General features: G+C 46.9%; 26 protein-coding genes, 2 tRNA genes, 1 other RNA gene, 1 pseudogene and 1 riboswitch. Of the genes and pseudogenes, 23 read left to right on the top strand and 7 right to left on the bottom strand.

The genetic code is table 11. From position 1 onward, the window contains the following. Window positions 1-274: a transfer-messenger RNA gene (gene ssrA / locus M3M35_RS00005) on the bottom strand; the annotation flags it as partial. A 35-nt stretch (window positions 275-309) separates the two neighbouring features. Further along, window positions 310-1083 (bottom strand): Cof-type HAD-IIB family hydrolase, encoded by a 774-nt coding sequence (locus M3M35_RS00010; protein ID WP_252749992.1) that lies wholly within the window; start codon window positions 1081-1083, stop codon window positions 310-312. A gap of 110 nt (window positions 1084-1193) precedes the next feature. Between M3M35_RS00010 and M3M35_RS00015 the strand changes: the two genes are divergently transcribed. The 4 genes and pseudogenes from M3M35_RS00015 (at window position 1194) to M3M35_RS00030 (ending at window position 6142) form a co-directional block, all read left to right on the top strand. Beyond that, the gene (locus M3M35_RS00015; RefSeq protein WP_252749993.1) at window positions 1194-2369 is read left to right on the top strand and encodes a class I SAM-dependent rRNA methyltransferase; all 1176 of its coding nucleotides are present in this window, start codon (window positions 1194-1196) and stop codon (window positions 2367-2369) included. 113 nt (window positions 2370-2482) lie between these two features. Continuing rightward, window positions 2483-3386, top strand: a pseudogene (locus M3M35_RS00020) (ROK family protein). A 5-nt stretch (window positions 3387-3391) separates the two neighbouring features. After that, window positions 3392-4741: a glucose-6-phosphate isomerase gene (locus M3M35_RS00025; protein ID WP_252749994.1), complete on the top strand. Its 1350-nt coding sequence runs from the start codon at window positions 3392-3394 to the stop codon at window positions 4739-4741. Between the two features lie 204 nt (window positions 4742-4945). Next, window positions 4946-6142: an NlpC/P60 family protein gene (locus M3M35_RS00030; RefSeq protein ID WP_252749995.1), complete on the top strand. Its 1197-nt coding sequence runs from the start codon at window positions 4946-4948 to the stop codon at window positions 6140-6142. Window positions 6143-6233: 91 nt separating this feature from the next. On the opposite strand, the gene M3M35_RS00035 is transcribed toward M3M35_RS00030, so the two are convergent. Next, window positions 6234-7175, bottom strand: a complete 942-nt coding sequence (locus tag M3M35_RS00035; RefSeq protein WP_252749996.1) for a dihydroorotate oxidase — start codon at window positions 7173-7175, stop codon at window positions 6234-6236. Between the two features lie 373 nt (window positions 7176-7548). Between M3M35_RS00035 and M3M35_RS00040 the strand changes: the two genes are divergently transcribed. The 13 genes from M3M35_RS00040 (at window position 7549) to M3M35_RS00100 (ending at window position 20682) form a co-directional block, all read left to right on the top strand. Next, window positions 7549-8490 (top strand): aspartate carbamoyltransferase catalytic subunit, encoded by a 942-nt coding sequence (locus M3M35_RS00040; RefSeq protein WP_252749997.1) that lies wholly within the window; start codon window positions 7549-7551, stop codon window positions 8488-8490. Then, entirely contained in the window at window positions 8490-9761 is a 1272-nt protein-coding gene (locus M3M35_RS00045) for a dihydroorotase (RefSeq protein ID WP_252749998.1), read from the top strand. The genes M3M35_RS00040 and M3M35_RS00045 overlap by 1 nt, the downstream gene beginning before the upstream one ends. Window positions 9762-9883: 122 nt before the next feature. Continuing rightward, window positions 9884-10753, top strand: a complete 870-nt coding sequence (locus M3M35_RS00050) for a DNA/RNA non-specific endonuclease (protein WP_252749999.1) — start codon at window positions 9884-9886, stop codon at window positions 10751-10753. A gap of 496 nt (window positions 10754-11249) precedes the next feature. Further along, window positions 11250-12617, top strand: coding sequence for a branched-chain amino acid transport system II carrier protein (gene brnQ, locus M3M35_RS00055; protein WP_252750000.1), 1368 nt, complete (start codon window positions 11250-11252; stop codon window positions 12615-12617). Window positions 12618-13043: 426 nt separating this feature from the next. Then, window positions 13044-14414: a branched-chain amino acid transport system II carrier protein gene (brnQ, locus tag M3M35_RS00060; RefSeq protein WP_252750001.1), complete on the top strand. Its 1371-nt coding sequence runs from the start codon at window positions 13044-13046 to the stop codon at window positions 14412-14414. 126 nt (window positions 14415-14540) lie between these two features. Next, complete coding sequence (locus M3M35_RS00065) at window positions 14541-15470, top strand: DMT family transporter (protein WP_252750002.1); 930 nt, start codon at window positions 14541-14543, stop codon at window positions 15468-15470. 35 nt (window positions 15471-15505) lie between these two features. Beyond that, window positions 15506-16075, top strand: a complete 570-nt coding sequence (locus M3M35_RS00070; protein WP_252750003.1) for a GNAT family N-acetyltransferase — start codon at window positions 15506-15508, stop codon at window positions 16073-16075. Window positions 16076-16089: 14 nt separating this feature from the next. Beyond that, window positions 16090-16221: riboswitch (FMN riboswitch) on the top strand. Between the two features lie 139 nt (window positions 16222-16360). After that, window positions 16361-17401 (top strand): bifunctional diaminohydroxyphosphoribosylaminopyrimidine deaminase/5-amino-6-(5-phosphoribosylamino)uracil reductase RibD, encoded by a 1041-nt coding sequence (gene ribD, locus M3M35_RS00075; protein ID WP_252750004.1) that lies wholly within the window; start codon window positions 16361-16363, stop codon window positions 17399-17401. Then, on the top strand, window positions 17401-18009 hold the full coding sequence (locus M3M35_RS00080; protein WP_252750005.1) for a riboflavin synthase: 609 nt from the start codon (window positions 17401-17403) through the stop codon (window positions 18007-18009). Before ribD ends, M3M35_RS00080 begins: the two co-directional genes overlap by 1 nt. Continuing rightward, window positions 17987-19192: a GTP cyclohydrolase II gene (gene ribA, locus M3M35_RS00085; RefSeq protein ID WP_252750006.1), complete on the top strand. Its 1206-nt coding sequence runs from the start codon at window positions 17987-17989 to the stop codon at window positions 19190-19192. Before M3M35_RS00080 ends, ribA begins: the two co-directional genes overlap by 23 nt. A gap of 2 nt (window positions 19193-19194) precedes the next feature. Next, window positions 19195-19656: a 6,7-dimethyl-8-ribityllumazine synthase gene (gene ribH, locus M3M35_RS00090; protein WP_252750007.1), complete on the top strand. Its 462-nt coding sequence runs from the start codon at window positions 19195-19197 to the stop codon at window positions 19654-19656. A 133-nt stretch (window positions 19657-19789) separates the two neighbouring features. Next, window positions 19790-20230, top strand: coding sequence for a LytTR family DNA-binding domain-containing protein (locus M3M35_RS00095; protein WP_252750008.1), 441 nt, complete (start codon window positions 19790-19792; stop codon window positions 20228-20230). Window positions 20231-20232: 2 nt separating this feature from the next. Further along, window positions 20233-20682: a DUF3021 domain-containing protein gene (locus tag M3M35_RS00100; RefSeq protein ID WP_274706354.1), complete on the top strand. Its 450-nt coding sequence runs from the start codon at window positions 20233-20235 to the stop codon at window positions 20680-20682. Between the two features lie 43 nt (window positions 20683-20725). On the opposite strand, the gene M3M35_RS00105 is transcribed toward M3M35_RS00100, so the two are convergent. After that, complete coding sequence (locus M3M35_RS00105) at window positions 20726-20923, bottom strand: hypothetical protein (protein WP_252750010.1); 198 nt, start codon at window positions 20921-20923, stop codon at window positions 20726-20728. 73 nt (window positions 20924-20996) lie between these two features. Beyond that, window positions 20997-21070 (bottom strand) — tRNA-Glu (locus tag M3M35_RS00110). Between the two features lie 107 nt (window positions 21071-21177). Here M3M35_RS00110 and M3M35_RS00115 point away from each other — a divergent pair. Further along, window positions 21178-21250: transfer RNA gene (locus M3M35_RS00115), tRNA-Gln, on the top strand. 125 nt (window positions 21251-21375) lie between these two features. Here the strand turns inward: M3M35_RS00115 and M3M35_RS00120 are convergent. Together M3M35_RS00120 and M3M35_RS00125 are read right to left on the bottom strand one after the other, a co-directional pair. Continuing rightward, entirely contained in the window at window positions 21376-22536 is a 1161-nt protein-coding gene (locus M3M35_RS00120; RefSeq protein WP_252750011.1) for a tyrosine-type recombinase/integrase, read from the bottom strand. An 86-nt stretch (window positions 22537-22622) separates the two neighbouring features. Then, window positions 22623-23294 carry a helix-turn-helix domain-containing protein gene (locus M3M35_RS00125; RefSeq protein ID WP_252750012.1) on the bottom strand — a complete coding sequence of 224 codons (672 nt, stop codon included), beginning with the start codon at window positions 23292-23294 and terminating at the stop codon, window positions 22623-22625. A 176-nt stretch (window positions 23295-23470) separates the two neighbouring features. Between M3M35_RS00125 and M3M35_RS00130 the strand changes: the two genes are divergently transcribed. The 5 genes from M3M35_RS00130 (at window position 23471) to M3M35_RS00150 (ending at window position 25909) form a co-directional block, all read left to right on the top strand. Further along, a complete protein-coding gene (locus tag M3M35_RS00130; RefSeq protein WP_252750013.1) occupies window positions 23471-23701 on the top strand; it encodes a helix-turn-helix domain-containing protein in 231 nt (76 codons plus the stop codon). Beyond that, window positions 23691-23888 (top strand): DNA-binding protein, encoded by a 198-nt coding sequence (locus M3M35_RS00135; protein ID WP_252750014.1) that lies wholly within the window; start codon window positions 23691-23693, stop codon window positions 23886-23888. The genes M3M35_RS00130 and M3M35_RS00135 overlap by 11 nt, the downstream gene beginning before the upstream one ends. Window positions 23889-24115: 227 nt before the next feature. Next, window positions 24116-24268: a hypothetical protein gene (locus tag M3M35_RS00140; RefSeq protein ID WP_252750015.1), complete on the top strand. Its 153-nt coding sequence runs from the start codon at window positions 24116-24118 to the stop codon at window positions 24266-24268. Further along, window positions 24258-24869 (top strand): Rha family transcriptional regulator, encoded by a 612-nt coding sequence (locus M3M35_RS00145; RefSeq protein WP_252750016.1) that lies wholly within the window; start codon window positions 24258-24260, stop codon window positions 24867-24869. Before M3M35_RS00140 ends, M3M35_RS00145 begins: the two co-directional genes overlap by 11 nt. 413 nt (window positions 24870-25282) lie before the next feature. Beyond that, window positions 25283-25909 carry a hypothetical protein gene (locus M3M35_RS00150; RefSeq protein ID WP_252750017.1) on the top strand — a complete coding sequence of 209 codons (627 nt, stop codon included), beginning with the start codon at window positions 25283-25285 and terminating at the stop codon, window positions 25907-25909. The last annotated feature ends 2 nt before the right edge of the window (window positions 25910-25911 follow it).

The raw sequence follows: 25911 nt of genomic DNA on the forward strand, positions 1-25911 counted from the left end.
GCCATTAACCAAGGCTAATATGAAAAGCTAACCTGATTAAACTCTTCTTCCTGCCCCAGGTGGAGACAGACAAGCGTAAGTCCACTTAATTTAGGACCCAGGTCTAACCCATGGACGAAGCTAGTTGGATCTACGTCAGCTGGTGTTTAGGCAGCTAAGGCGTAAGAATTGTTATTATTTTTTGCAGTTATAATTTAAACTGAACGATTTAACGCATCGCAGTACGGAATGCAGTTCAAGTTCGAACCATACCCGTCGAATCCATAACGACCCCGATAGATACAAAGTGAATTGTACCATATTTAGCCACTAGATTAAATTAAAATGACGAAGCCCGTTGACAATCCCGTGGTTGGTATTGGCAGTCGTCACAAATTCCGCGTGATCCTTAACCCGGTCCCGGCCGTTTTCCATTACTACCGGATGATCAACGAACTCTAACATCGGGATGTCGTTGTTTCCATCTCCAAAGGCATAGGTGGGAATCCCAGTTAAACCAGTTTCTTCGATCAACTGTTTGATGCCGCTTGCTTTGGAAGCCCCATGGTCAACCACATCGATACTGAAGGGGGAGTTCCGGTAGAAACTTAGGCGGTCACCAAAGGCTGCTTCGTAAACGTCATCGAGATCGGTGTTCGTAACAAACATCATGTCAATTGACCGTTCGTGCCAGTAAGACCGATCTACTAACTTCGGGAGGGGAGCGTGCACGAAGGCGCAAGCCTTTTTCAGTAGTTCATCGTGGCGTGAAGCCCCTTTACCAAATTGATCGAGGACCGTGATGGAATTGCCGTGTTGCTTGGCAAATTCATCGAATTCGTCAATGGTGTGCGGATCAATCCGACGTTCAAAGAGTTCTTTGCCTTGGTAGATACCGTGGTCACCGTTGGAGGTAATGGCAGTGTCAATCTTCGTTTTCTGTAGGGTTTCTGGAATTTCATACAGGGTCCGGCCGGTGGCAATTGCGGGTAAGCCGCCTTTCGCCCGAATTTTATCCATGGCGTCGGCGACCTCATCGGTAACCTGCGAGTTTTTGTCAAAGAGGGTACTATCGAGATCAAAAAAAACTAAAAATTTGTACATAAGTCTACTCCTTTCAAAACAAGTTCCTATTATAGCATTCAATAACTACTAATTGGCAATGATTCAAGTTACAATGACAATAACTACATTTAGAAAAACGAGGGAAATACATGCGAGAAGTTGAGATTACCGGAGCAGCCGCCAGCAAAATCGAAGGTGGCTACCCGCAGTTAAGTTTAAAGGATCTAGAACACACGAGTGATGCCACGAATAATGGCGAATGGGTAGCGTTAGTAAAGAGTGGACATTTCGTTGCAAGTGCTTATTTAGCTGAAGAAGGGCACGGCATTGGTTGGATTTTGAGTCGCAAGGCCAACCAAACCTTAGATGCAGACTTTTTTGCGGGGCTCATGCGCCAGGCCTTTCAACGCCGTGCTCCGTTAGTAGAGCAGGGAGTGACTGCCTATCGGTTGTTTAATGGAATTGGTGACGGCCTCGGGGGCCTTACCATTGATAATTTTGCGGGGCAAGTGGTGCTCACCTGGGAAAACGAGGGCCTATATCGACAACGGGAGTTGCTGCTAACCGCGTTAACCAATACCCTAGCAGAATATCAAAACCTCTATGAACTGCGCCGGGGCCAACCGACGGCGACAATCACTCCGATTACCGATTTTGCGCCAGCACCAGTTGCCGAACAGGTTATCTCAGAAACGGGGACGGAATACCCCATCCAACTAACGGGAGCAAGTAAGCCCAGTCTAGATCTGGCTTACCGACCGGTGCGCACCCAGATCAAAAAGAACTCCCGGGCGAAATTAACCCTCCATCTGTTGTTCGATCAGACCGGTTTTGTGACTGCTTCGCTCGCAGGTGGTGCGGTGCAAACGGAAGCTGTTGATCAGAAAAAAAGTGCCAAAACGGCATTGGTAACGGCCTTAGCTGCTAACGAACTCACCACCACGATGCCAAAGGTACGGACGATGGATTTATTTGGCTTTTTGGATTATGCAACCAAGCATCAGCTCCACTTTGATCTCATCACGATTAACGTTCCCGCCTTTCTGCGCAGCAAAAAGACGACCTTTAACATTCGCAAGGATTTGGGTTCCTTGTTAACCCAGGTATTGGCGTTAACTACGAAGCAGGCGGATGTGTTTATGACCACCCAAACCCCGGCAATTACGACCAGAAGCTTCCGGCAAGCAGCCCAACGAGCTTGTCAAACTTTGGGGCGGAACTTCATGGAGAAGCAAAGTTTTCAGCCCCCACGTGATTTTCCGGTTAACCATGAGTTTCAAAAGGAAAGTCCCATTAAAGGGCTGTGGTTTAAATTACAAAAGTAAGCAGCGGACGGCAAGTAATTTTTTGTAACCGGTTACAAAAGTGATTGCAATCCCATTTTGGGAGCCTTATAATTAGGATAATCATTGAATTGCCGTCCAAGGAGGATAAGACTATGTTATATGGAAGTATTGAAGCTGGTGGAACTAAATTTGTGTGTGCCGTTGGGGATGAAAACTTCAACGTAATTGACCAAACCCAATTTCCGACCACGACTCCTGACGAAACGTTGGCTCGGACCGTTAAGTACTTTAAGAAGTTCGATCACATCGATGCCTTTGGGATTGCGTCTTTTGGGCCCATCGACGTTGATAAAAATTCGGACACGTACGGTTGGATTATCAAGACCCCTAAAAAGGGATGGAGTAACATTGACTTTTTAGGGAAGATGAAAGAAAGCTTCCAGGTTCCGATGTTTTGGACGACCGACGTGAATGGTTCTGCGTACGGAGAATACGTTAGTGCTAAACGGCACGACGAAAACATTAGATCGGTGAGTTACATTACGATTGGAACCGGCATTGGCATGGGTTCCGTAATCAACGGTGACTTTTTGGGTGTGAAAGGAACGCCTGAATTTGGGCACATCAAAGTGCGTCGGCACCGCGATGACCTTGATTTCAAGGGCACCTGTCCTTGGCACGGTGACTGCCTTGAAGGGGTTGCTTCGGGACCGACGTTTGAAGCCCGAAACGGGGTTAAGGGTCAAGATACACCGATTGTTGATCCAACCTGGGATATCATTGCCTACTACGTAGCCCAAGCAGTCGTTGATCTGACGGTTACGTTCCGTCCGGACAAAGTGGTACTGGGGGGGCGGAGTCTGCACGCCGGAATTTATCGCAAAGGTGCGGGCCCAATTTACGCTTCTCTTTAACAACTACTTAAGCGTTGGTTCGTTAGAGAAGTACATCACCGCACCAGAAATTGACCACAACGGTTCAGCAACGTTTGGTGATTTCGTCTTAGCCCAAAAAGCAATTAACGAAGAACAAGCAACGAGTGAAGTGGGGGAGTAACACAGATGGCTTACATTAATTTTGATGATACGAAGGTAACTAAGTTTGTGCATGACAACGAACTGCCAGAAATGCAAGCCTTAGTGACCGCCGCCGATCAAGAGCTGCGGAACGGTACGGGAGCTGGAGCGGACTTTCGGGGCTGGCTCACGTTACCCGCTGACTATGATCGAGATGAATTTGCCCGGATCCAAGCGGCTGCCAAAAAAATTAACCAGGATTCAGAAGTGCTCGTGGTCATTGGAATCGGAGGCTCCTATTTAGGAGCTAAGATGGCCATGGACTTCTTAAACGGTAGTTTTTATAATTCAAAGTCTGACGCCGAGCGACGGGGTGTGCAGGTCGTCTTTGCAGGCAACTCGCTCAGTGCGACCTATCTCCAGGAGCTGCAGGACTTTGTGGGCGACCGTGACTTCTCGGTTAACGTCATTTCTAAGTCGGGAACCACGACGGAACCATCGATTGCCTTTCGGATTTTCAAGGAAAAGTTAATTCAAAAGTATGGTAAGGAAGAAGCAAACCACCGGATTTACGCCACGACGGACGCTAAAAACGGGGCCCTTCGTCAGGAAGTTGAATCCAATGGGTACGAAAGCTTTATTATTCCTGATGATGTGGGTGGTCGGTTCTCGGTTTTAACTCCAGTTGGTTTACTACCAATCGCCGCAACGGGAGCAGACATCACTGAGTTAATGCGGGGAGCTGCGGATGCAGCGAAAACCTATCAAAATGCCGATTTACAACAAAATGCGGCGTACCGGTATGCAGCGTTACGGAACATTTTGTACCGCAAGGGTTACGTAACTGAATTAGTGGAAAACTACGAACCGAACCTGCGGATGTTTGCCGAATGGTGGAAGCAGTTGATGGGTGAATCGGAAGGTAAGGATCAAAAGGGAATTTATCCGTCCTCCGCGAACTTCACGACTGATTTACACTCACTGGGGCAGTACATTCAAGAAGGCCTCCGGAACCTGTTTGAAACGGTAGTCAAGGTCAAAACGCCACCGTACAACGTGGAAATTCCGATGGAAGCTGATAACTTGGATGGATTAAACTACCTCAAGGGACAGTCACTAAACGAAGTTAACGATAAGGCCTACGAAGGGGTTGTTTTGGCCCATAACGATGGTGGAGTGCCGGTCTTGACGGTCGAAATTCCGGATGAGTCTGAATACAGCCTAGGATACCTGATCTACTTCTTTGAAGTGGCCGTTGGCATTTCTGGATACTTGAACGGCATTAATCCGTTTAATCAACCCGGTGTGGAAGCTTACAAACAGAACATGTTTGCTCTGCTCGGGAAGCCCGGTTACGAAGAGTTAGCCGCCAAATTAAACCAAGCAGATGATTAGCAAAAAGAGAACGCAAGCGCGTTCTCTTTTTTTACGGTCGATGAAGAACTTAATAATTTCGCAATATATTTCAAAATGATTACAGTTAGATTAAGAACAGGTTGAAAGCCCACCGGGTCCGGTTAGACATGCTATGATACTTCATGTAAGTTACTTAATCAAATTAAACTAAACGACAATTTCGTAGAGGAGATTATCATTAATATGGAAAACAAAAAAGTTCACTTTAAGATGTATAAAGCAGGTAAGAAATGGTTGTTCGCTGGAATTGCCACTTCAATGATGGCTGGTGCGTTCTTCTTCACTAGCAACACTGCCTCAGCTGACGTCATTTCAAGTGGTCAGCAACACGTTGGAACTTCGTATGTTTGGGGTGGTTCAAATCCTGGTGGGTTTGACTGTTCTGGATTTACGCAATATGTTTTTGCTCAAAACGGGATCAGTTTACCACGGACGGCCGCTGCGCAATACGCTGCTAGCCAACCAATCAGTGCTTCTGAAGCTCGTCCTGGTGACTTGGTCTTCATCAGTAACGGTGGAATCTACCACGTAGGGATTTACCAAGGAAACGGCATGATGCTAGATGCTCAAAACCGTGGAGTAATTAGTGGTGATTCAATTTCATACTTCCCTGGTCAAGTATTGTACGGTCGGGTTGGTGGCGGTGCTAGCGCTGCTGCTAATGCGCAAACGCAAGCTACGGTCCAACAACCAGCTGCTAACACGAACCAAACTACTAACAACCAAGCTGCTGACAACGGTCAAGCCACTGACAACAGTCAAGCTAACCAACAACCAGCTGCCAACAACGACCAAGCAGCTGCTCAACCAGCCACTGACAACAGTCAAGCTGACCAACAACCAGCTGCCAACAACGATCAAGCCGCTGCTCAACCAGCAACTGACAACAGCCAAGCTAACCAACAACCGGCCGCCAACAATGATCAAGCCGCTGCTCAACCAGCAACTGACAACAGTCAAGCTGACCAACAACCGGCTGCTAACAACGATCAAGCTGTTGCTCAACCAGCTGCTGACAACAGCCAAGCTAACCAACAACCAGCTGCAAGCAATGACCAAGCCGCTGCTCAACCAGCCGTTGCTAGCGCTAAGCCAGAATTTACGGATGCTAAGTTAGTTTCCCAATCTTCTGCTAAAGAAGGTCAATTCAACGTTGAAAAAGGTTACTTTACGAATGGTGACACTAAGATTGCCGTTCGGACTTCTGCTGACTTAAAGGCAAAGGTCAAAGGTTACTTGCCTGCCAACGCCCAAATCAGTTACGATGGTTACGTTGTTAAAGACGGACACGTTTGGGTTGAATACACTGGTTTCTCTGGAAACAAGTTGTACTGCCCAGTTCGCGAAACTAACAAAGTAGCATGGGGTTCATTTGAATAAGCTTTTCAAAAAGACACTACTAATGTAGTGTCTTTTTTAGTTTGTAATGGCAACTAAAAACCCGACTATGCTCAGCATAGTCGGGTTTTGGTTAGTCAGACTGGGTTTTTAAGTGACCGCGAAAGTCGGCGAGGGTTTGGTACCCCTTTTCTTGCATCAGGGTTTCTAGTTCGTGGGTAATGCGGGTAAAGGCGGAAACGCCTTCTTGCATAACAACCGTTCCGAGTTCGACGATGTCTGCCCCACACAAAATGAGTTCAAAGGCATCAGTCCCAGTTGTCACGCCACCAGTTCCAATGATTTTAATCTCTGGTCGGAGTCGTTGGCGAAAGGCCCGGACGTTGGCAAGGGCCACTGGTTTGATGTATTGACCACCGATTCCGCCAAAGCCACCCTTGGGCTTAATCACCACTGTTTCAGTATTGGGATCAATTACCAATCCATTGCCCACGCTATTAATGGCGTTGATGTAGGTTAACGGGTACTGGTTTAAAATGGCAGCCATCGCGTCGTACTGTTGCAAGTCAAAGTAGGGCGGTAACTTAACTCCGAGTGGTTTTTCATAAAAGGCAAAGACCTGGTCCAAAATGGCGCGCGTTGCGTCTAAATCGTACCCAATTTGCGGTTTGCCCACGACGTTTGGGCAGGAAAGATTTAGTTCACACAAGCCGGTGAAGTCACTGGCCTGAATTTGTTGTAAGGCGGCGACTTGGTCAGCCGGCTTGGTTCCAGTTACCGATAAGTCAATCGGTTTGGCGGTCGTTGAGTTGGCAATAAAATCTAGGTAGTAAGCCAGTCCCTGGTTGGGTAACCCCATCGAGTTGATACTCCCTAAGTCGGTATCGAAGTACCGGGGTTGGGGATTCCCCGCTCTAGGAGCGAGCGTCGCGCTCTTAGTGGTTAACCCGCCGGCGGCAGAATCCAGAACGGATTGCATCTCCTGAGCAGTTTCGTCACAGACGCCCGCCGCATTTACAAACGGGTGGTGGAAAGTTTCGTTGCCAATGGTGGCACTTAAATCGATGGTAGCCATTCTTCGTACTCCTTTCGCAACTAAGCACAGTTGCGCAAACTAAAAACGCAGTTCAAGGGTCAGGTTCAGAGAAAAACGACCGCACGAACTGCGTTATCAGGTTAAATTCGACTTGAAATCTTTTGGTCTCTCTGAACCAAGTTAAGATGAATTGGTTTAATCCTACTGAAGAAGTTCCCGGTTGTCAAGCACGATCAGTGATTGACTTTTGGCGTTAGATTCGTTACAGTAATCACCAATTAAATAACGGAATAAAGCGGGTGCTTTAACCCAATCCAGCGAGGTTGGGAAGTTAACTGGCGGTGTTTGCAAAGGGGCATGCTAGGTTAATGAGAGCAGGCCCCTTTATTGTAGCGCCAACAGGGAGGACACGATGACTAACTCAGCACAACATGATTTAGTTTCTGTAAGTGATTTAAGTGAAGCAGACGTTTTACATAAAATTCGGCTCGCACAACTGTTTCAAGCCGGCAAAACGGTGACGTTGCAACGACCAACGTATGCCATGAATCTCTTTTTTGAAAATAGTACGCGCACTCACACCAGTTTTGAGATGGCCGAACGGCGGTTAGGCATGCAGGTGCTGCAGTTTGTCGCTGATGGCAGTTCCGTGACGAAGGGCGAAACACTCAGTGATACGGTCAAAACGTTACAGGCCATTGGCGTGGATGTGGCCGTAATTCGGCACCCAGAAAATCAATATTACCAACCACTGTTGGCCGAACAATTAGACATCAGCATTGTTAATGGTGGTGATGGGAGCGGCCAACATCCATCCCAGTCGTTGCTAGATATGATGACCATTTACCAAGAATTTTGCACCTTTCGGGACTTAAAAATCACGATCGTGGGCGATCTTAGTCACTCGCGGGTGGCCCGCTCGAACATGGCGTTATTACAGCGGTTAGGGGCCCAGGTTTCGTTTGCGGGACCAGAGCAGTGGTATAATGCCGATTTTGAACGATACGGACAGTATACGACCATTGATGACGCCGTTAACAGTGCCGACGTTGTCATGTTGCTCCGGGTGCAAAAGGAGCGGTTAGGGACTGAACTAGATGACTTTGATGCCGCTCGTTATCATCGAGAGTTCGGACTGACCAAAGCGCGTTACCAACGGCTAAAACCGGAAGCCATCATCATGCATCCAGCGCCCGTCAACCGTGGAATTGAGATTGATTCCAGTTTAGTCGAACAACCCCAGTCACGAATTTTTAAACAGATGGAGAACGGGGTTTTCATGCGGATGGCAATTCTGACGGACGTGTTGGTCGCCAAGGGATTAATTAATCCCGCTGAGATTAAAGGAGCATAATGATGACACAAATACTGTTAAAAAACGGGCAAGTTTATCAGGAACGACAACTGGTTCCCGGCGATCTCTTAATTGTGGACGGAAAGATCGCGGCGATTGGCGAACATTTAGAGCAGCCGGGCCAGACCGTCATTGATTTGACGGGAAAGGTGATTTTACCGGGGTTAGTGGACGTGCACGTTCACTTTCGGGATCCGGGTCAGACCGCGAAAGAAACAGTTGCAACTGGCAGTGCGGCGGCCGTGCAGGGTGGTTATACCACTGTGTGTGCAATGCCCAACGTGACGCCGGTCCCGAACACTCCAGCACAACTTGCTAAGATGGTGCAAGCCAACCAGGAGCAGGGGAAAGTCTCCGTGTTGCAATATGCGCCGGTGACAGTTGACGAAACCACGGAGCAGCTGGTGGACTTTGCTGGAATGCAAGCGGCCGGGGCCATTGGTTTTAGTAACGACGGGGTTGGGATTCAAAGTGCCAAAACCATGTACGATGCCATGGTAGGGATTGCCAAAACGGGCTTGCCATTAGCCGCCCACGTTGAGGATCATGCGCTCATGGCGGGCGGTGTGATAAACGCGGGACCTCGCGCTCAGGCCTTAGGGTTACCAGGCGCAGTTTCCGTTGCTGAGACGAGTCAATTAGCTCGGGACTTAGAACTAGCAAGAGTTACTGGCGTTCACTATCACGTTTGTCACGTGTCGACCGCACGGAGTGTAGAGTTGATCCGGCGGGCAAAGGCCGATGGGATTCACGTGACGGCGGAGGTTAGTCCCCACCACCTCTTACTTAACGATGAAATGATTCAAGCTGATGATCCCCTGTTTAAAATGAATCCGCCTTTGCGCGCCTCCACTGATGCTCAGGCGTTACTAGCCGGTCTTCAAGATGGCACCATCGACATGATTGCTACGGACCATGCACCTCATACCAAGGCCGATAAGGGCACGAGTTTTACCGACGGGGCCTTTGGCATTACCGGGTTAGAAACCGCGTTTCCCTTGTTATATACCAAGCTCGTGGCCCCGGGGACGGTTAGTTTGGCAGACTTGTTGGACTGGATGAGTTTTAATCCCAGTCGCATTTTTTCTTTACCAACTGCCCCCAAGCTGCACGTGGGAAGCGTTGCCAACCTTTCTCTGTGGGACTTAGAGGCTGATCGCCAGCTTACGGTGCACGACCTGAGATCCAAGGGAACCAATACGCCCTTTTTAGGCACGCACGTGGTGGCCGAACACGTGAACACAATCTGTGCTGGCCAGGTGGTCGATTAAAGAAGAGCCAACCAGAACCGGGTTCATCCGGTTCTGGTTTTTTGTTGGTGATTTTGACAGGCAGGGGCATTTCTCGTAAGATGGATAAGGCAACAAACGTTCGGAGGTAAAGGAGTAGACAGGTGAATAAACTGCAGCACTTACTGATCGGCGTGGTAATGGGTGTGACGTTGAGCATGGGGATAACCCCCTCCGTCAGCTTCGCGCAAACGGAAGTCGGCCAAGCCCCCCAAACCACCGATCGCTACCAACAATTACAACAACGGGACTACCAATCGGGGTCCCAGGCATACGACGTGTTGAATCACGATCAGCCAGACACGATTAGTCCGCAGGATTATTCGGTTAGTCAGATTGATTTTTCGAATCTAGACCGGTTGAACCGGGCCCAACCAGCCACGGCTTACCTCACTAAGGATAACCTGGGGAAGTCCAAGGGACGCGAACGGCAGCTGTTTAAACCCACGGGGTGGTCAAACCAACCGAAGCGGGTGAACGGACAACGAGTCTTTCCGGTGAACCGGGGGCATTTGATTGCGTACACCTGCACGTTTAATTTAGATGCAAACGGAAAGTATCAGCCGGGCGCCAAGGGCTCGATTGATAATCCGAAAAATTTATTTACGCAAACCGCCTTTGCCAACCAAAAAGTAATGACGATTAATGAACAAGCGGTCCGCAAAGCTTTGGCCCAGGGAAAACACGTGATTTATCAAGTCACGCCGGTTTTTCAGGGGGACGATCTAATGGCGAAGGGAGTCTGGGTGCAAGCGGTTAGTTCGGATGGGAGTTTCCACTTCAACCGGTATCTGTATAACGTGCAACCGGGGTTAGCGTTTGATTACGCCACCGGGCGTTCACACGTTGATCCCCAGATGAACGTCCCGACGCCGATGAACTATGAAAACTACCGGAAGCATTCGCTAAAACCAATTAGTACCGGCTACCAAACGCATCGTCATGAGAAAGTGCGCGTGCGTCACTTTTTTTAGGCTTGACAAAGCCATAAATTACCGTATAATAACTGATAACCAGTAAGCAAATCAGAAAGACGAAGCGTAGCCCAGTTCTAAGGGGAATAATCAAAGAGAGTTCTAGGGTGGTGCGATAGAATGTTTATCCACTTAGACAGATCAGCTACAAGTTGCAACTCCGAATGTTGAAGAGGGGTTGTTGGGATTGCCCATTATCGCAAACGAGTATCGTTGCTCCTGCAATCGTACTTAGAGCCGTTTCACTTGGAAACGGGAATTCTGGGTGGTAACACGCAAAAGCGTCCTAGACCGTGCCGTTGGCATGGTGGAGGGCGCTTTTTGTTTTTCTAGGCGCGTAGGAGGTGCAACCGCACTCATGAGATGGCGAGTGGATCCGGACCACGAGCTAAAAAAAGGTGGTACCACGTTTTTAACGTCCTTGTTCAGTTAATGAACAGGGACGTTTTTTTATTTGCTTACCATGGTTAATCACTTTAAGTTAGGAGCAACAACTATGTCTGAATTAGAAACGCCCAACCGCTTCCGGTTTAAACAGTTAATCGTTTTAGCCTCACTTTTATTTGCCCTCTTTTTTGGAGCTGGGAATTTAATTTTCCCGGTTCATCTAGGCCAAGTAGCCGGCCGGAATTGGATTCCGGCTGCGATCGGTTTTTTACTGTCGGCGATTTTATTGCCACTCGGGTCCATTTTTGCCCTGGGTCTGACCAAAAGTAAAAATATGTTTGAATTAGTCTTACCAGTGGGAAGCACCTTTTCATTGCTCTTCTTGCTGGCTGCTCACGGGTCAATGGGGCTGCTAATTGGGTCACCACGGTTAGCCACCGTGACCTTTACAATGGGGGTTCAGCCTTTTTTACCAACCCGGTGGAGTCATCCGGCCCTCCTTATTTTTTCGGCGCTGTTTTTCGCGACGATTGTGCTCCTCGCGTACCGGCAAACGAGCATCACGAACAGCGTGGGGAAAATCCTCAATCCGCTGTTTGTCGTACTCTTATTTGGCTTATTCTTAGTTGCCTTTCTCGTCAACGGTGATGCATCGCACCTGCCGCTGCTCGGGCAACCCGGACAGGGGACCAGTTCGCTAATTAGTGGTTTCTTAGAGGGTTACAACACGATGGATGCCCTCGCTGGATTAGGGTTTGGTGTGACCATCATCGCTGCGGTTCGCTCCTATACCAAGTCCGATCGGAATCAAGGGCTAGTTGTTGCTCAAATTGGATTAGTGGCTCTTGGGTTGGAAGCAGTCATTTACGTGGGTCTGATTGCCTTAGGAGTGGTGAGTCTCCGATTTACCAAGGCTAGTGCGGATGGGGGGACGGCCTTTACCCAAATCATGGCGCACTATACAGGTTCGCTGGGGGCGGCGTTACTAGCGACGCTGACCCTGTTAGCTTGTTTAACGACCGCGGTCGGGGTTTTAACCTCCTTTGCGCAGGACCTTGGCAATCGTTTCCCGCGGATTGGCTACCACAAGTTTTTGCTCGGAGCGAATGTAATTGCCTTTGGGATTGCCAACTTTGGCTTAGACCAGATCATCGCGTTTTCCGCCCCCATCTTAAGCTTGCTCTACCCGGTTGCCATTACCGTGATTGTCCTTGCGTTGTTGAACCGCTGGATTCGGCAGAATCACCTGATCTACCGGATAACAGTCGGCTTGGTTTTGATCCCAGCTAGCCTGGATTTTCTCCACACGTTGCCACCCGTCCTCCATCAATTGGAGCCCCTCGTAGCGCTCGATCACTGGTGTCAGGCGGTAATTCCACTGTTTAACTGGGGCCTTGATTTTATCCCGTTCTTACTGGTCGGACTGGTGGGGAGTAGCTTGTTCGTTTGGAGTCAACGGTTCGCAAAAAAGGTTTGACAAAGCCACCAATCTCCTGTAAATTAATGTCAATTAATTAATTCGAAAAACAAAGCGGAGGAGAGTAGTTTTTCGGACCCTGACAGCGAATTCCCGGGTGGTGTGAAGGGAAGCAGGTTCCAAAAAATGAAAGTAACCTCCAAGTTGCAACTGCGAAAGTTCGAGTAGTTGTTGGGAGTGCCCATTACCGCACGGAGTATGTTAGGTTTGCTAACATACCGTTGAGCCAATCGTTAGATTGGGAAGATGGGTGGTAACACGTGAAAACGTCCTGGACTGTTTCTAGAGCAGTACAGGACGTTTTTTGTTAGCAAAGACTAACCGACTCGCAGAGCCCGGCGTTGTGAAGCGCCAGGAAAATAAGGTGGTACCGTGGTCACGCATCCTTTGTTCGTGAGTTAGCTTACTTACTTAGGAGGATACCCCATGACGACGTTATCAACGAATACGCCCCGCAAACTGGCGTTTAAACAATATTTAATTTTAGCTTCCTTACTCTTTGGCCTCTTTTTTGGGGCCGGGAACCTGATCTTCCCGATTCACCTCGGGCAAACGGCCGGAGCCAACTGGCTCCCGGCTGCGATTGGCTTTTTACTATCAGCAATTTTATTACCGCTCTGTGCCATCTTAGCGTTAAGTACCACGCAAAGTAACAGTATGTATGACTTAGCACGACCAGCGGGTAAATTTTTTGCCATCGGGTTCTTAGTCCTGACGCACGCTTCTTTAGGACTATTAATTGCTGCCCCCCGGACGGCGACCGTAACCTATTCGATGGGGATTCAACCCTTTATTCCCAAGGCCTGGGGGACTCTCGCCTTGGTGATCTTCTCAGCAGGCTTCTTTGCCTTAACCTTTGGCCTAGCGTTTCACGAGGGGAGCGTTACCAAAAACGTGGGAAAAGTATTGAATCCGATCTTCATCCTGCTAATGGTCTTTCTCTTCGTGGTGGCCTTTCTGTTATACGGAGACATTCGCAACCTACCGTTATTGCCCCGGGCTGGACAGGGGACTGGCTCCCTAATTAACGGGTTCTTGCAAGGATACAACACGATGGATGCCCTGGCCGGACTAGGGTTTGGGGTGACCATCATTACCGCACTGAAGGCATTTGGGCAGTCTAGTCGGGACCGTTCCTGGTCGGTTGCCAAGGTTGGGGGCCTGACCATGGGCTTTGAAGCCTTGATTTATACCTTCTTGATTGCCTTAGGGGCCGCTAGTTTATCCTTTACGAAGGTGAGTGCCGACGGCGGAACTGCATTTACCGAAATCATGCGCCATTACACGGGGATCATGGGCGCGGGCGTTTTAGCGGCACTAACGTTTCTAGCCTGCTTGACCACCGCAATTGGCTTGTTAACCTCGCTCGCCCAGGATTTAAGTCGGCAACTGCCCCGGATTGGTTACCACAAGATTTTATTGACGGCCACGGTGATTTCCTTTTTGATTGCCAACATCGGACTGGAAAAAATCATTGAATATTCCGCACCGCTGTTGAGTTTCCTCTATCCCTTGGCAATTACCCTGATTCTTCTCGGGTTATTGAAACCCGTACTCGGGATTAAGCCGTTAATCTATCGGATCACGACTGGAATCGTCTTAATTCCGGCTGTATTCGATTTTATCCATACCCTACCGAAAGCATTATTAAGCCTTGTGCCCTTAGCCGCCTTTGATCGGTGGGCGTTACAGGCGATTCCATTGTATGCCGTTGGTCTCGACTTTGTACCGTTCTTAGGCCTCGGATTAATCATTAGTTTATTAGTAAGCTGGTACGCACACCACCAGCACAGTTAAAGGACAGACCTCAGTGAACTGACACTGGGGTCTGTTTGCATTCGATGTCACAAAAACTGACACCGGTCATTTACTTTTACAGGCCAGCTTCGTATCCTTAGAGGTAACTAACGAGGAGGAAGAACAATGAAAAAAATGAATCGAGCCACGAAGGGCTTATTATTTGCGACGTTTGCCTCGGTTTCTTGGGGATTTTCAGGAACCTTACAACAGTTTGTGTCCCAAAATGAAACGATTCCGGCCGGCTGGTTTTTATCAGCACGGACTACGATTGCAAGTGTTATTTTACTGGCTTTAAGTGCCATTATTTACAAGGGTAAAATCTTTGGCGTCTTTAAAAGTTGGCGTTCAATTGCCTGGCTGGTCGCCTATGGATTGTTTGGATTAGCTGGGAACATGGGCAGTTTCTACGTTGCCATCCAACAGGGGGGCAGCAATGGGGCTAGTATGGCCACCATTTTGCAGTATCTAGCGCCTCTGTTTATTCTCCTGGGCGCCTTGTTGTTTCAACACCAACGGCCGAATAAAATTGATCTAGTTGTGTTTGGAATGGCGCTCTTGGGGGTCTTTTTAGCCGTAACCAAGGGAAATCTCAGTGAACTCTCAATTCCAATGATTTCACTGATCATGGGAATTATTTCTGGGATTACCGCCGCCGGGTACGTGGTTTTGCCTAAGGAAATTGGGAAAGACAACCCGCCGTTCGTCGTGCTGGGCTGGGGAACGTTGATTGCCGGCTTAGCCTTTAACCTGCACCAACCAATTTGGGTTGGGGTGCCACACCTCAGTCTCGGTGGGGTCCTGGGAATCCTGGGAATTATTTTCTTTGGAACGTTGATTACCTTTCCGGCCATCATTTACGCAACGCGTTACACTTCCTCAGCAGCGATTAGTTTAGTGGATGCGATTCAACCGGTAATTACCTTTATCATCAGTATTTTCTGGTTCCACGCCACTTTAAACGTCGTGGAAATGATTGGAGCCGTCCTCATTATCGTGGCCATTTACATTCTGCAGTACTCAGAACGGCACCAAATTGACCAACTGACGGAATAGTGCCATCCTGATTCGAACCGAAAGGGGGAAGCATTATGGAGATGATTGTGACGGACGAGTTGAACTTACGGACCCCCGTTCCAGAAACGGATGGCCCCCAGCTAGCAGCGCTGATTGACCGGGATCGGGAAACGTTACAGCAGTGGTTGCCGTGGGTGCCTAAAACCACCCGGGCCAGTGAGATTGCCTTTTTAAAGGAACTTGTAAAGCAGGCTGACCAGCATCAGTCCTTGCAACTCGTCATGGTGTGGCAGGGGAACCCCGTTGGGATGGCGGGGTTTAACCGCTTCTACCAGCGAGAAGATGGGCGCCAGACTGCAGAAATTGGGTACTGGCTTGCCAATCACGCCGTTCGCCACGGGCTCATGCACCAGGCCGTTTTGGCGCTCTGTCAGTTGGGATTTGCAACGTACCAACTTGAGCTGATTTCAATCATAGTCGCTGTTTTAAACCAGCGGAGTAATCACGTGGCGCAACGCGCAGGCTTTCACTTAGAGCGCGTGCTTCCCGCCCGCATCACGCTTTTTACTGGCCGGCAGGTCGATGCCAATGATTGGATTAAAGTGAACCCGGATGGACAAGGGCAAGAAAATCCGGTATATTAAAAGCACAACTAAATGAGTTTCTTCGGGGCAGGGTGTAATTCCCGACCGACGGTAACGACAGAAGTCGAAGTCCGTGACCCGCATTTTGCGGTTGATCTAGTGAGAGTCTAGAACCGACAGTATAGTCTGGATGGGAGAAGAAACCAAAAAGAACCTAGGGGTAGTGGGTCGTTTTTCTGACGATTACCGTGCCCCGGGTCCTTTTCACTAACTAAAAAACGGGAGCCCCGCAGTTTTTAACTGTGGGGCTTTTTGTTTGGCATGAAAATGAGAGGGGGAAACGATTTGGATGAACAAGCGCTGTTACGAACAGCCCAAGCGGCCGCCCGGCAAGGACGGGGCCATACGTACACTAATCCAGTGGTTGGTGCTGTGATTGTGCGGGACGGGCAGGTGATTGCCACCGGTTATCACCACCGCTTTGGGGGTCCACATGCTGAGATTGAGGCCCTACAACAGTTGCCAGACCCCACAGTGGCCCAGGGAGCCACGATGGTCGTGACGTTAGAACCATGTAGTCACTACGGAAAAACGCCCCCGTGCGCTGCCAAATTGATTGCGGTTGGCATTAGGCGGGTCGTCATTGGCCAGTTGGACCCAAATCCAGTGGTTGCCGGTCGCGGTAAGCGGATGTTAGAGGCGGCCGGGATAGACGTCACCGTTATGAACGACACCGGGGAGTTGAATCAGGCCTACAACTTTTTTTATCAGCAGAAACGTCCCCTGGTAACGGTGAAAATGGCCCAGACGCTGGACGGCAAAATGAATCAAGCTGGGTCCCAACGCACGCTCATTACCGGACCAGCTGCTTATCAAGCTAGTCAACGCCTTCGAGCGCAACAGCACGCCATTTTAATCGGCGAACGGACGCTAATGGTAGATAATCCCCAGCTGACGGTGCGGGAGCAACAAATGGATCATCCGCCGGTGCGAGTGGCGCTGGTGGAGGATGCAGATCGACTGCCCCCGGACTTGCACCTGTTTGATGGTCAAGCCCCCACCTGGCTGTTGAGTCGGCACGCAACTAAAAAAAAGTGGCCGGTTTCCGTGCGGGTGTTAGTTGATCAGGAGTGGAGACCAGCCACAGTTGTTCAGCGCTTAGCGCAGGAGGGGCTTCAAGCACTACTGGTGGAAGGCGGCAGTGTCGTCCAGTCCCGGTTTTTAGCGGCGGGCCTGGTCGATCGCTTGGTAGTTTATACAGCTCCGACGATCTTTGGATCGGGATTACCGGTTTTTAGTGAGTACCAAGGACCACCGATGCACTGGAACCTGTCACAGGTAGAGCCCCTCGGCCAAGACTGGCGCGTCGAACTAAGGAGGAAATGATGTTTACAGGAATTATTCAGGGAACCGGCCGGATTCGTACCTGGGAGCCGACCGCTCCGTCCGGGCGCATGACGATTGCAAGTTCGCTACCAGACCAATTGCACAGTAGGATTGGGGATAGCATTGCGGTCAACGGGATTTGTCTAACGGTCATTGATTACAACGACCACGAATTTAAAGTGGATGTGATGCCGGAAACGACCCAGCGGACTAATTTACAGCAGCTACAATCGGGAGCCATGGTTAACTTAGAACCAGCGCTGTTAGCTACCCAACGCTTAGACGGTCACTTTGTGCTGGGTCACGTGGACATGACGGTTCCGGTGACCCAAATCATGGAAGAAGAAAATGCGGTGCGGATGCGGCTTGCATTGCCAGACCGCTACCAACCAGAAGTGGTCGAAAAGGGCTCGGTCGCGGTCAACGGAGTGAGCTTAACGGTGACAGCTACGACTGCAACGGAGTTTGAAGTTAGTCTGATTCCGCATACTTTGCACCAGACTAATTTAGGGCAACTCAGCAGGGGCGAGCTCGTTAACGTGGAAACGGATGTATTAGGCAAATATGTGAATGGGAGGATGAATAATGACAGCAACCAACCGAATTGAAGCGGCTTTGCAACAGTTACGGCGGGGCGGCCTAGTAGTCGTAGCCGATGATCAGGATCGTGAGGGAGAAGGCGATTTAATCGGGTTAGCCGAAAAGATGACGCCCGAAACGGTCAACACGATGGTGACGCAAGCCCGCGGCTTATTGTGCGTTCCAATGGCACCAGCTCAGGTGCAACGTTTAGGATTAGAGCCAATGGCACGGGAACAGGATGCCTTTGGAACCGCCTTTTTACAGGGAACGGATGCCAAAACCACGACGACCGGAATTTCAGCGGCCGACCGCGCTACGACCATCCGACAGTTGGCTAATCCACACGCCACGCCGGCTGATTTTTATCATCCTGGCCACATTTTCCCGTTACAAGCTCGCCAAGGCGGCGTGTTAGCCCGGAACGGGCATACAGAAGCGGCGGTTGATTTAGCCCGGTTAGCCGGGGCCGCCCCCGTCGCAGCCATCATCGAGATTTTAAAGGACGACGGCACCATGATGCGGCAGCCGGAGTTACGCGCATTCGCTCATCAGGCTGGCTACCCCTTTATCACGATTGCGGAATTACAGTCGTACCGAAAAGCGCAATTTCAACGCAATCTTCGGCGCTTGGCCCCCGTGCAATTGCCGACCCAGTACGGGACGTTTCAACTGACGGCTTACCAAACGTCAGAGGATAAAGAACCGGCGCTACTGATCAGTCAGGGGGAATTTTCGGCCGAGGAATCACTGTTACTGCGCGTTCATTCGGAGTGTTTAACGGGAGATGTGTTCGGATCATTGCGCTGTGACTGTGGCGAGCAACTGGCCGCAGCGCTCCAAATGATTGCAGCTGCCGGACACGGGGCGGTGCTGTACCTTCGCCAGGAAGGGCGGGGGATTGGCTTAGCCAACAAACTGGCCGCCTACCGACTTCAAGAAACGGGGCTGGACACGGTCGAAGCTAATCAGCAACTGGGATTTGCCCCAGATGAGCGGGATTACGAGCTAGCGGCTGCCATTTTACGCGATCAAGGGGTTACGGAGATTGATTTAATGACCAACAATCCCGATAAGCTTTCGCAACTAGCCAACGCGGGGATTACGGTGCGTAAGCGGATTCCGTTAGAAATTCAACCGCACGCGACGAACCGGGACTACTTAGCAACGAAAAAACATAAGATGCAGCACTTATTAAAGGAGATTGACTAACCATGGAAGTAAAAACAGGAAGTTTAAACGGGCAGCACCGTCACGTGGGAATCGTCGTGGCGAAGTTCAACCAACTGGTCACGCAAAAATTGTTAGACGGAACGATTGCCACGTTACAACAATGCGGAGTGGCAGAAACCGACATCCAGGTTTACTGGGTGCCCGGGGCCTTTGAAATTCCACGGGTTGCCAAGTTAGTGAGTGAGACTGGAAAAGTCGATGGCGTAATTGCTTTAGGTGCGGTAGTCCGCGGAGCAACCTCTCACTATGATTACGTGTGCGCTCAAACGGCGGCCGGAATTGCACAAGTATCATTAACCAGTCCGGTGCCCGTGCTGTTTGGCGTGTTAACGACGGATGACATGGCTCAGGCCCTTGATCGTGCAGGTGGGAAAGCCGGCAACAAGGGTAGTGAGTGTGCCCAAGGTTTACTAGAAATGATTAGTGTGGAAGCACAAATTTAGAGAATTAATGCTGGGAAGAGCGGGAAACCGTTCTTTTTTTATGGCCAATTATCCCTGCAAACTAACCACTTAACCGTCTAGCCATTGTTTTCAACCTTGAACTTGGTAAGCTAATCATCAAGGAGGGCAGGATATGAAAGTTGAGTTTGATTTACAATCCCAATTTGCGCATCCCTTTGCCACGCTACATGCGAAGCGAAGGGACGCAGAATTAGTCAAATTAGCGACCGAGCTGGAACAGTGGGGCAAACCGCGCGTGCTGACCGGGTATCAGCACCAACAAGCCTTTGCGATCCCCATAGCCGATATCCGGCGTATTTACACGGAGGCTAAGGCGGTTTATGCCGAAACGCAAACAGGCAAATATCGGCTCCAACAACGGATTTATCAGTTACGGGCAATTTTACCCGGGCACCAGTTTATTCAAATTTCGAGTGCGGAAATTGTAAACGTGGCGCTGATAGCACGACTATCCTTGAGTCGAACCGGGCAATACGAAGTACGTCTGAAAACAGGACAGGTCAGCTATGCATCCCGACGGTTTGTACAGAAAATGAAAAAGGAGTTGGATTAAAGATGAGACGAATTTGGAATCTCACAGTGAGAGGAGCAGTTGGCGGACTGTTTATTGGTTTTTGGTTCGCGATGTTGTTTTCAAAACTAAACGGGTTGAATCGGTTGTTCCCATCTAACCCAGATTTTATTAGTCATTTCGGTTCAGAACTAACCGCGACGGCAGTGGCCGGAGTGATGTGGATGGCAATGGGTATGGTCTTTTCACTGAGTAGCTTAATTTTTGGGATTGAACGCTGGAGCATTACCAAGCAAACGGTTTTAAATTTTATCGTGACTTACGTGCTTTTTTCGACCTTAGCGGTTGTTTCAGAATGGTTCCCGTTGGAGTTTTCCTATTTTGCGAACTTTACCATCATTTTCATCATCATTTACGTGGTGATTTGGACGATTGAAATGAGACGCGCGCGGCAAACGATTGCGGAAATTAACCAAAAACTTACGCAGAAATAAAAAAAGCCGTTAATGATTAGCAACTTGCGATCATTAACGGTTTTTAGTTGTTGTTGAAGTAGCTGGTGACTCCATAAATGAAGAGTCCCGCGGCAGCCAGGGCCGCGATAACCCAAAAGGACGTCAGAAAGAGGCCAATTAGTAATAATAACAGGATGAAGCTCAGACACCCACAACAGTTGCCACGGAAAAACGAAATAACGATTAAACATAAAAGCAATGGAAAAAAGAGTAAAATCATGAAAAACCTCGATCATTGAATTTAATAAAAATTGAGAAAGAAAAAGTCGCTTTAACAGCGACTTTTTTGCGAATTACCCGTACGAGACTCGAACTCGTAACTCCGCCTTGAGAGGGCGACGTCTTAAACCAGTTTGACCAACGGGCAATAATTATCATATAACGATTTCATTTTACTCTGGGACGGAATAAAAGTCAATCTAAATAATGTTTGACAAGGACGAGTCAACATTGTAGTATATTTAGTGTACTTATTGGGTATTAGCCAAACTGGTAAGGCAGTGGACTCTGAATCCATAATGTACTGGTTCGAATCCAGTATACCCAATTACGTGTTTTCATAGATTTTCATACACTTGCAAAAGCTCGCTACGGCGGGCTTTTTTACTACCTTGGGTTTCACTGGTTTTCGCTGTTTTTCGGGTAAATGGTAACCTATTTGGTAACCCGCTTTTATAGGTTGATGAGTTTATCCATAATCTGACTTGCGTTATTTTCTTGTTCTTTGGTTACCGCTGTGTAAATATCCATGGTCGTATCAATGTTTGAGTGGCCGAGGTACTTAGAAACGGTTTTTACATCCATGCCATGAGCAAAAGACAGCGTAGCAAAGGTGTGCCGGAACCCGTGAGCGGTAACGTGCTTTAAATTGTATTTATTTTGAATGGTCGATAGCCAATAGGTTGACTTGGTCGGCTGTAATAGTTGTCCCTTGGTATTGGTAAAAACTAAATGGCCGGGGTTATTACTCGTTCCTAGGGCGAACAAGTATTCGCGTTGCTTAACTTTCCAATGCTTTAATAAGCGGATGATTTTAGGTGGTACGGTTAGCTTACGTTTGCTCCCCTTAGTCTTAGGGCTTTGGATAACTAACTCGTTACCGGCCTTAGAGAGTGTTTTATTGATATCAATGGTATTGTGCCTAAAATTGATATCGTCCCACGTGAGGGCAAATGCTTCGCCTTTTCGCATACCCGTAAATGCCAGCAAGCTAAAAAAGATAAACGGCTGTGGTTGTCCTTTGTAGTGTTGCTTGGTTAGGGTCAAAAACTGGTTTAGCTCGTCTTCTTCGTAGTAATTGCCTATGGTATCTCTAGTTATTTGTTGGTCGTGTTTACGTACTCTAATGCCTAGCACAACATTCCGCTCAATTAAACCGGTAACCACTCCGTATTGCAGTACGTTAGATACATAATTCTTTAGCTGGTTAGTTTTCTTAATTTTCTCGTTCTCCCACGTTCTTACCGCTTTGTAAACGTCCTCGGCCGTGATTTTACTAATATCACAATCGCCAAAGCAGGGGAGAATATGCAGCTTAAAATTGCGCTCGGTAGTAGTAACCGTACTTGCCTTTAAATTCCGTTGGCTATACTCGTTTTCAAGCCATCGGTGGTATAATTCAGTAAACGTGATAATTTGCGGCTTATTAAAGTCGAATTTGCCGCTTTTAACCTGATATTGAAGCCTTGCTAGTTTTAGCTGGGCTTCTTTTTTTGTTGTGCATTTAACTTTTTTGCGGACGCTTTTTTTAGTCTTTGGATCCACGCCAATATATAAATTAAAAAAGTAACCCGTTTTGCCGCCCTTAGTAGTGTATTTTCGAATGTTAGTCATTGTTTGCATCTCCATAAAAAAATCAGCTGGGGGCACGATTTAACTATGTAGATTGCATATAACTTGGCTAAATTATTGCTTGGTTTTTATGAATACGATATATAGTTTATTTTTTGTGAAAGCTCTTTATAATTCATTTTTACATCGTTTTTTAATTCTTTGTAATTTTTCTTTGTATAACCCCACGAAAATTCAAAATAAAAAGCGGTATCAGAATCAGAATCTAAATTTATATGCAAGTTTTTAGAATCTAATGCAATGAACTCTAATGTTTGTAGCGTTTTATCCTCTATAAATTTTCTAAAAATTAATGGAATATCTTCATAAATTTTATTAATCTCACTATCTAAACAATGTTTATGATGATTAAATTCACCAACCGTGAATACTAAAAAATTTTTCACGTTACGAGCTTCTAAATTTCTATATAGAGATGATTCTTCTGTATCGTTTATATGAATGTCATCAGTCATATCATTTACTATGTTATTTTGCCTTTTTAGAGTTCTTAAAATTATATCTATCTCACTAACTTCAACGTTAAATTCTAAGTCATAAGGAACAAAATCAAAAAAATCACTCGGAGATATTTTTAAAAACATACATATTTTATTCAAAGTGTCTAAATTTACATTACTGGTCGTGTTTTTGTTGATTAAGTTAGATATAGTTCCTCTGCTAATTTCTGTGCCATCTACAACATCTTTTATTGTTAGTTGTCTTTCGGCCAAAAGTACATTTAATTTATTTGCTATCAATTTTTAACACCTCTTGCTTGTAATAATATATTAACTTGTTCATTTAAACAACAAAACTCTTATATTATTATTTTGTTGAACATTTATTTGTACTGTGCTATGGTTAAAAAGTAAATTAAATGCTTAAATAAACAATTAAATTTGTATTTAAACATTGAAAAATAGGGGGTAAGAAAATGCAAAATAATTTGTATGAAGTGATGGCTAAAAAAATGATTAATATCAAACAGCTATCAGAGAATACCGGGGTTAGTCGTGGAACTATTTCCAGAATTAAAAATAAAAGGGCTAGGGTTTTCGATTTTGAAGTGTGGAAAAAATTGTGTGATTTTCTTGGGGTTCCTTTACATGATTTAATCGATTACGATCCTAAGAACTTGAATGGGAGTTCTAAAAATGAAGATTAAGGCAGTACCAAGGGATGAGCTTCCGGAAAGTATGAATTATAAGCAGGCGCTTCAATGGTTCAATATCGGGAGTTATAACACTTTGTATGATTTCATCGCCGAGGGTTTGCCGGTAACTGTTATTGGCAACGTTAAGCGGATCAGTAAAACTAATGCGCAAAAGTTTTGGGATGAACATACAAAGTAGTTACTAACAGTTAAAGATGGGGGCACGGTTTAACTAAATAAAAAAGCCACTCATCGAAAAAGTGGCCACACATAATTAATTAGGTTTTGTAGTTCATGAAAGGGGGTGAAGTAATGGCTGTATTAATAAATTGGCTAGTGGTTCTATTGAGTGTTTCTGTGTCGGTTAATTTAACCGTACTTGCTTATTATTTCGATAACAAAGACAAACTAAAGGAGCTGTAAAGAATGAGTGAGAAAGTTATAAAAGTTACTTTTGCGGATGATATGCCGAAAGGACTTTCATTTTTAAGGATTGGTAGCCACTTTTTCATCAATAAAGATTATTCACTGGATCGCATCCGTAACCAACTAAAGGAGGTACAACGTAATGGCAACTAGTGAACTATTTAAGAAATTAAACGAGCATCGCAATAGCTACATTAGTACGGATGAAATAGAGAATAGTGTGGGTCTTTCTCATCCAGCGTTATTACAGTTAGTTAGGCGTCACACTAAAGAACTAGAATCCGTTAGCAAAGAGCGCCTAAATTTCCGCCACGATGACAAGGGTAGAAAGGTTTATCTACTGAATCCGGAGCAAGCAACTTTATTAGTAGTGTTCATGCGGTCAACGGGCGTTGTTGCTGAATTTAGCACTGACCTAGTAAAGCAACTGTATTCAATTCAAAGAAAGCGGAGCGACGAAGAAACCGCTGAAATTAATAAGCAGCTGCGCCGGGCAGTAAACAACAGTGGCAACCAAGATTATCAAAAGTATCACGATTTAGCTTATTTAATTGCTACTGGAAAACGTGCAAAGCAATTAAGAAATGAGCTAAGCATTCCAAGCGGTAAGACAATTACGGACTTTTTAAGTGATAAGCAGGTTAAGCGAGTTAATGAAGCTAAGCAAAAGATTACCACCATGTTAGAACACGGAAAAAGCTATCAAGAAATTAGATTTAGCTTGTATCACTTGAACCAACTACAAGGGAGTTAGAAACGATGAAAAGGCTAGGCAAGGCAACAAAAATAGCCCGTATAACTTTGGCGAGTTACGGACTATCTTAAAACGTTTATGACTGCGTTTTATGGCTTGTTGTAGCCTTTTTAATTATAGCAGGTATACGCAGGTAATTAAAAAGAGAGGTAAACGGATGACTAAGAAAGAGTTAATGAATCAGAGTACCAGTATCGAATATGAAGCGGATGCACTAGCTTCGCTTGCTCATGTAGGGATTAGAGAGGTGGAAAACATTATATAGACTGAGAAAGACCCAATAACCCGCCTTTACGACGTCCACAACTTACTAAAATTAATTTTAGAGAAGTCACTGATCATTGAAGATTCTTCGGTAGATTTAGGGAACAACTTAAACGGATCCATGAAACAGAAAACGGAGGTAAACGCTGATGAGTGAAATAGCATCCGTTAATTACGGATATACCTTTGCCCGGCTTAGCAAAGACAAGCGAATTAGTTACCAATCAATCGCTATCTATGATGTGCTTAGTTCTCTAGCGGGGGATGGGTATAAATGCACTGCTACGGTGCAGGAACTTTGCGACATGCTACAAATGACCCCCAAAACGTTCTTTAAATACCAAAACGAGTTAATTAGTGCCGGTTACCTATCAAAGAAGCGGCAGGGCGGCCATAATGGCAACGTTTATACTTTAGAACTTGCTAAGTCAGTTTTTAAAGATATGAAAGATTTATATAGCGTGAATGTTTGTACTGATGAAGCGCTAGATTTACCGGTACCGGTTTACTTTGAATTAAGCACTGGTAATAAGCTAACCAAGGATTTAATACACGCTTTTGGTTCGGTTTATGATGAGCAACCCAACTGGGCTATTAATTATGCTATTAGTAAGGCCTTAAACCATGATATTAATAATCCTATTGAAACGGTCTTATATGCAAAAAGGGTAGTTGAAAACTGGGTTGCGGATCCATGTATAAGAACTAAAGACGACGTAGACGAGCAAGACGAAGAATATCACGCTAGGCGCTTAGAAGAGCAACTAGGCTGGTAACT

It is taken from the genome of Fructilactobacillus myrtifloralis, assembly GCF_024029335.1.
GTDB lineage: Bacteria > Bacillota > Bacilli > Lactobacillales > Lactobacillaceae > Fructilactobacillus > Fructilactobacillus myrtifloralis.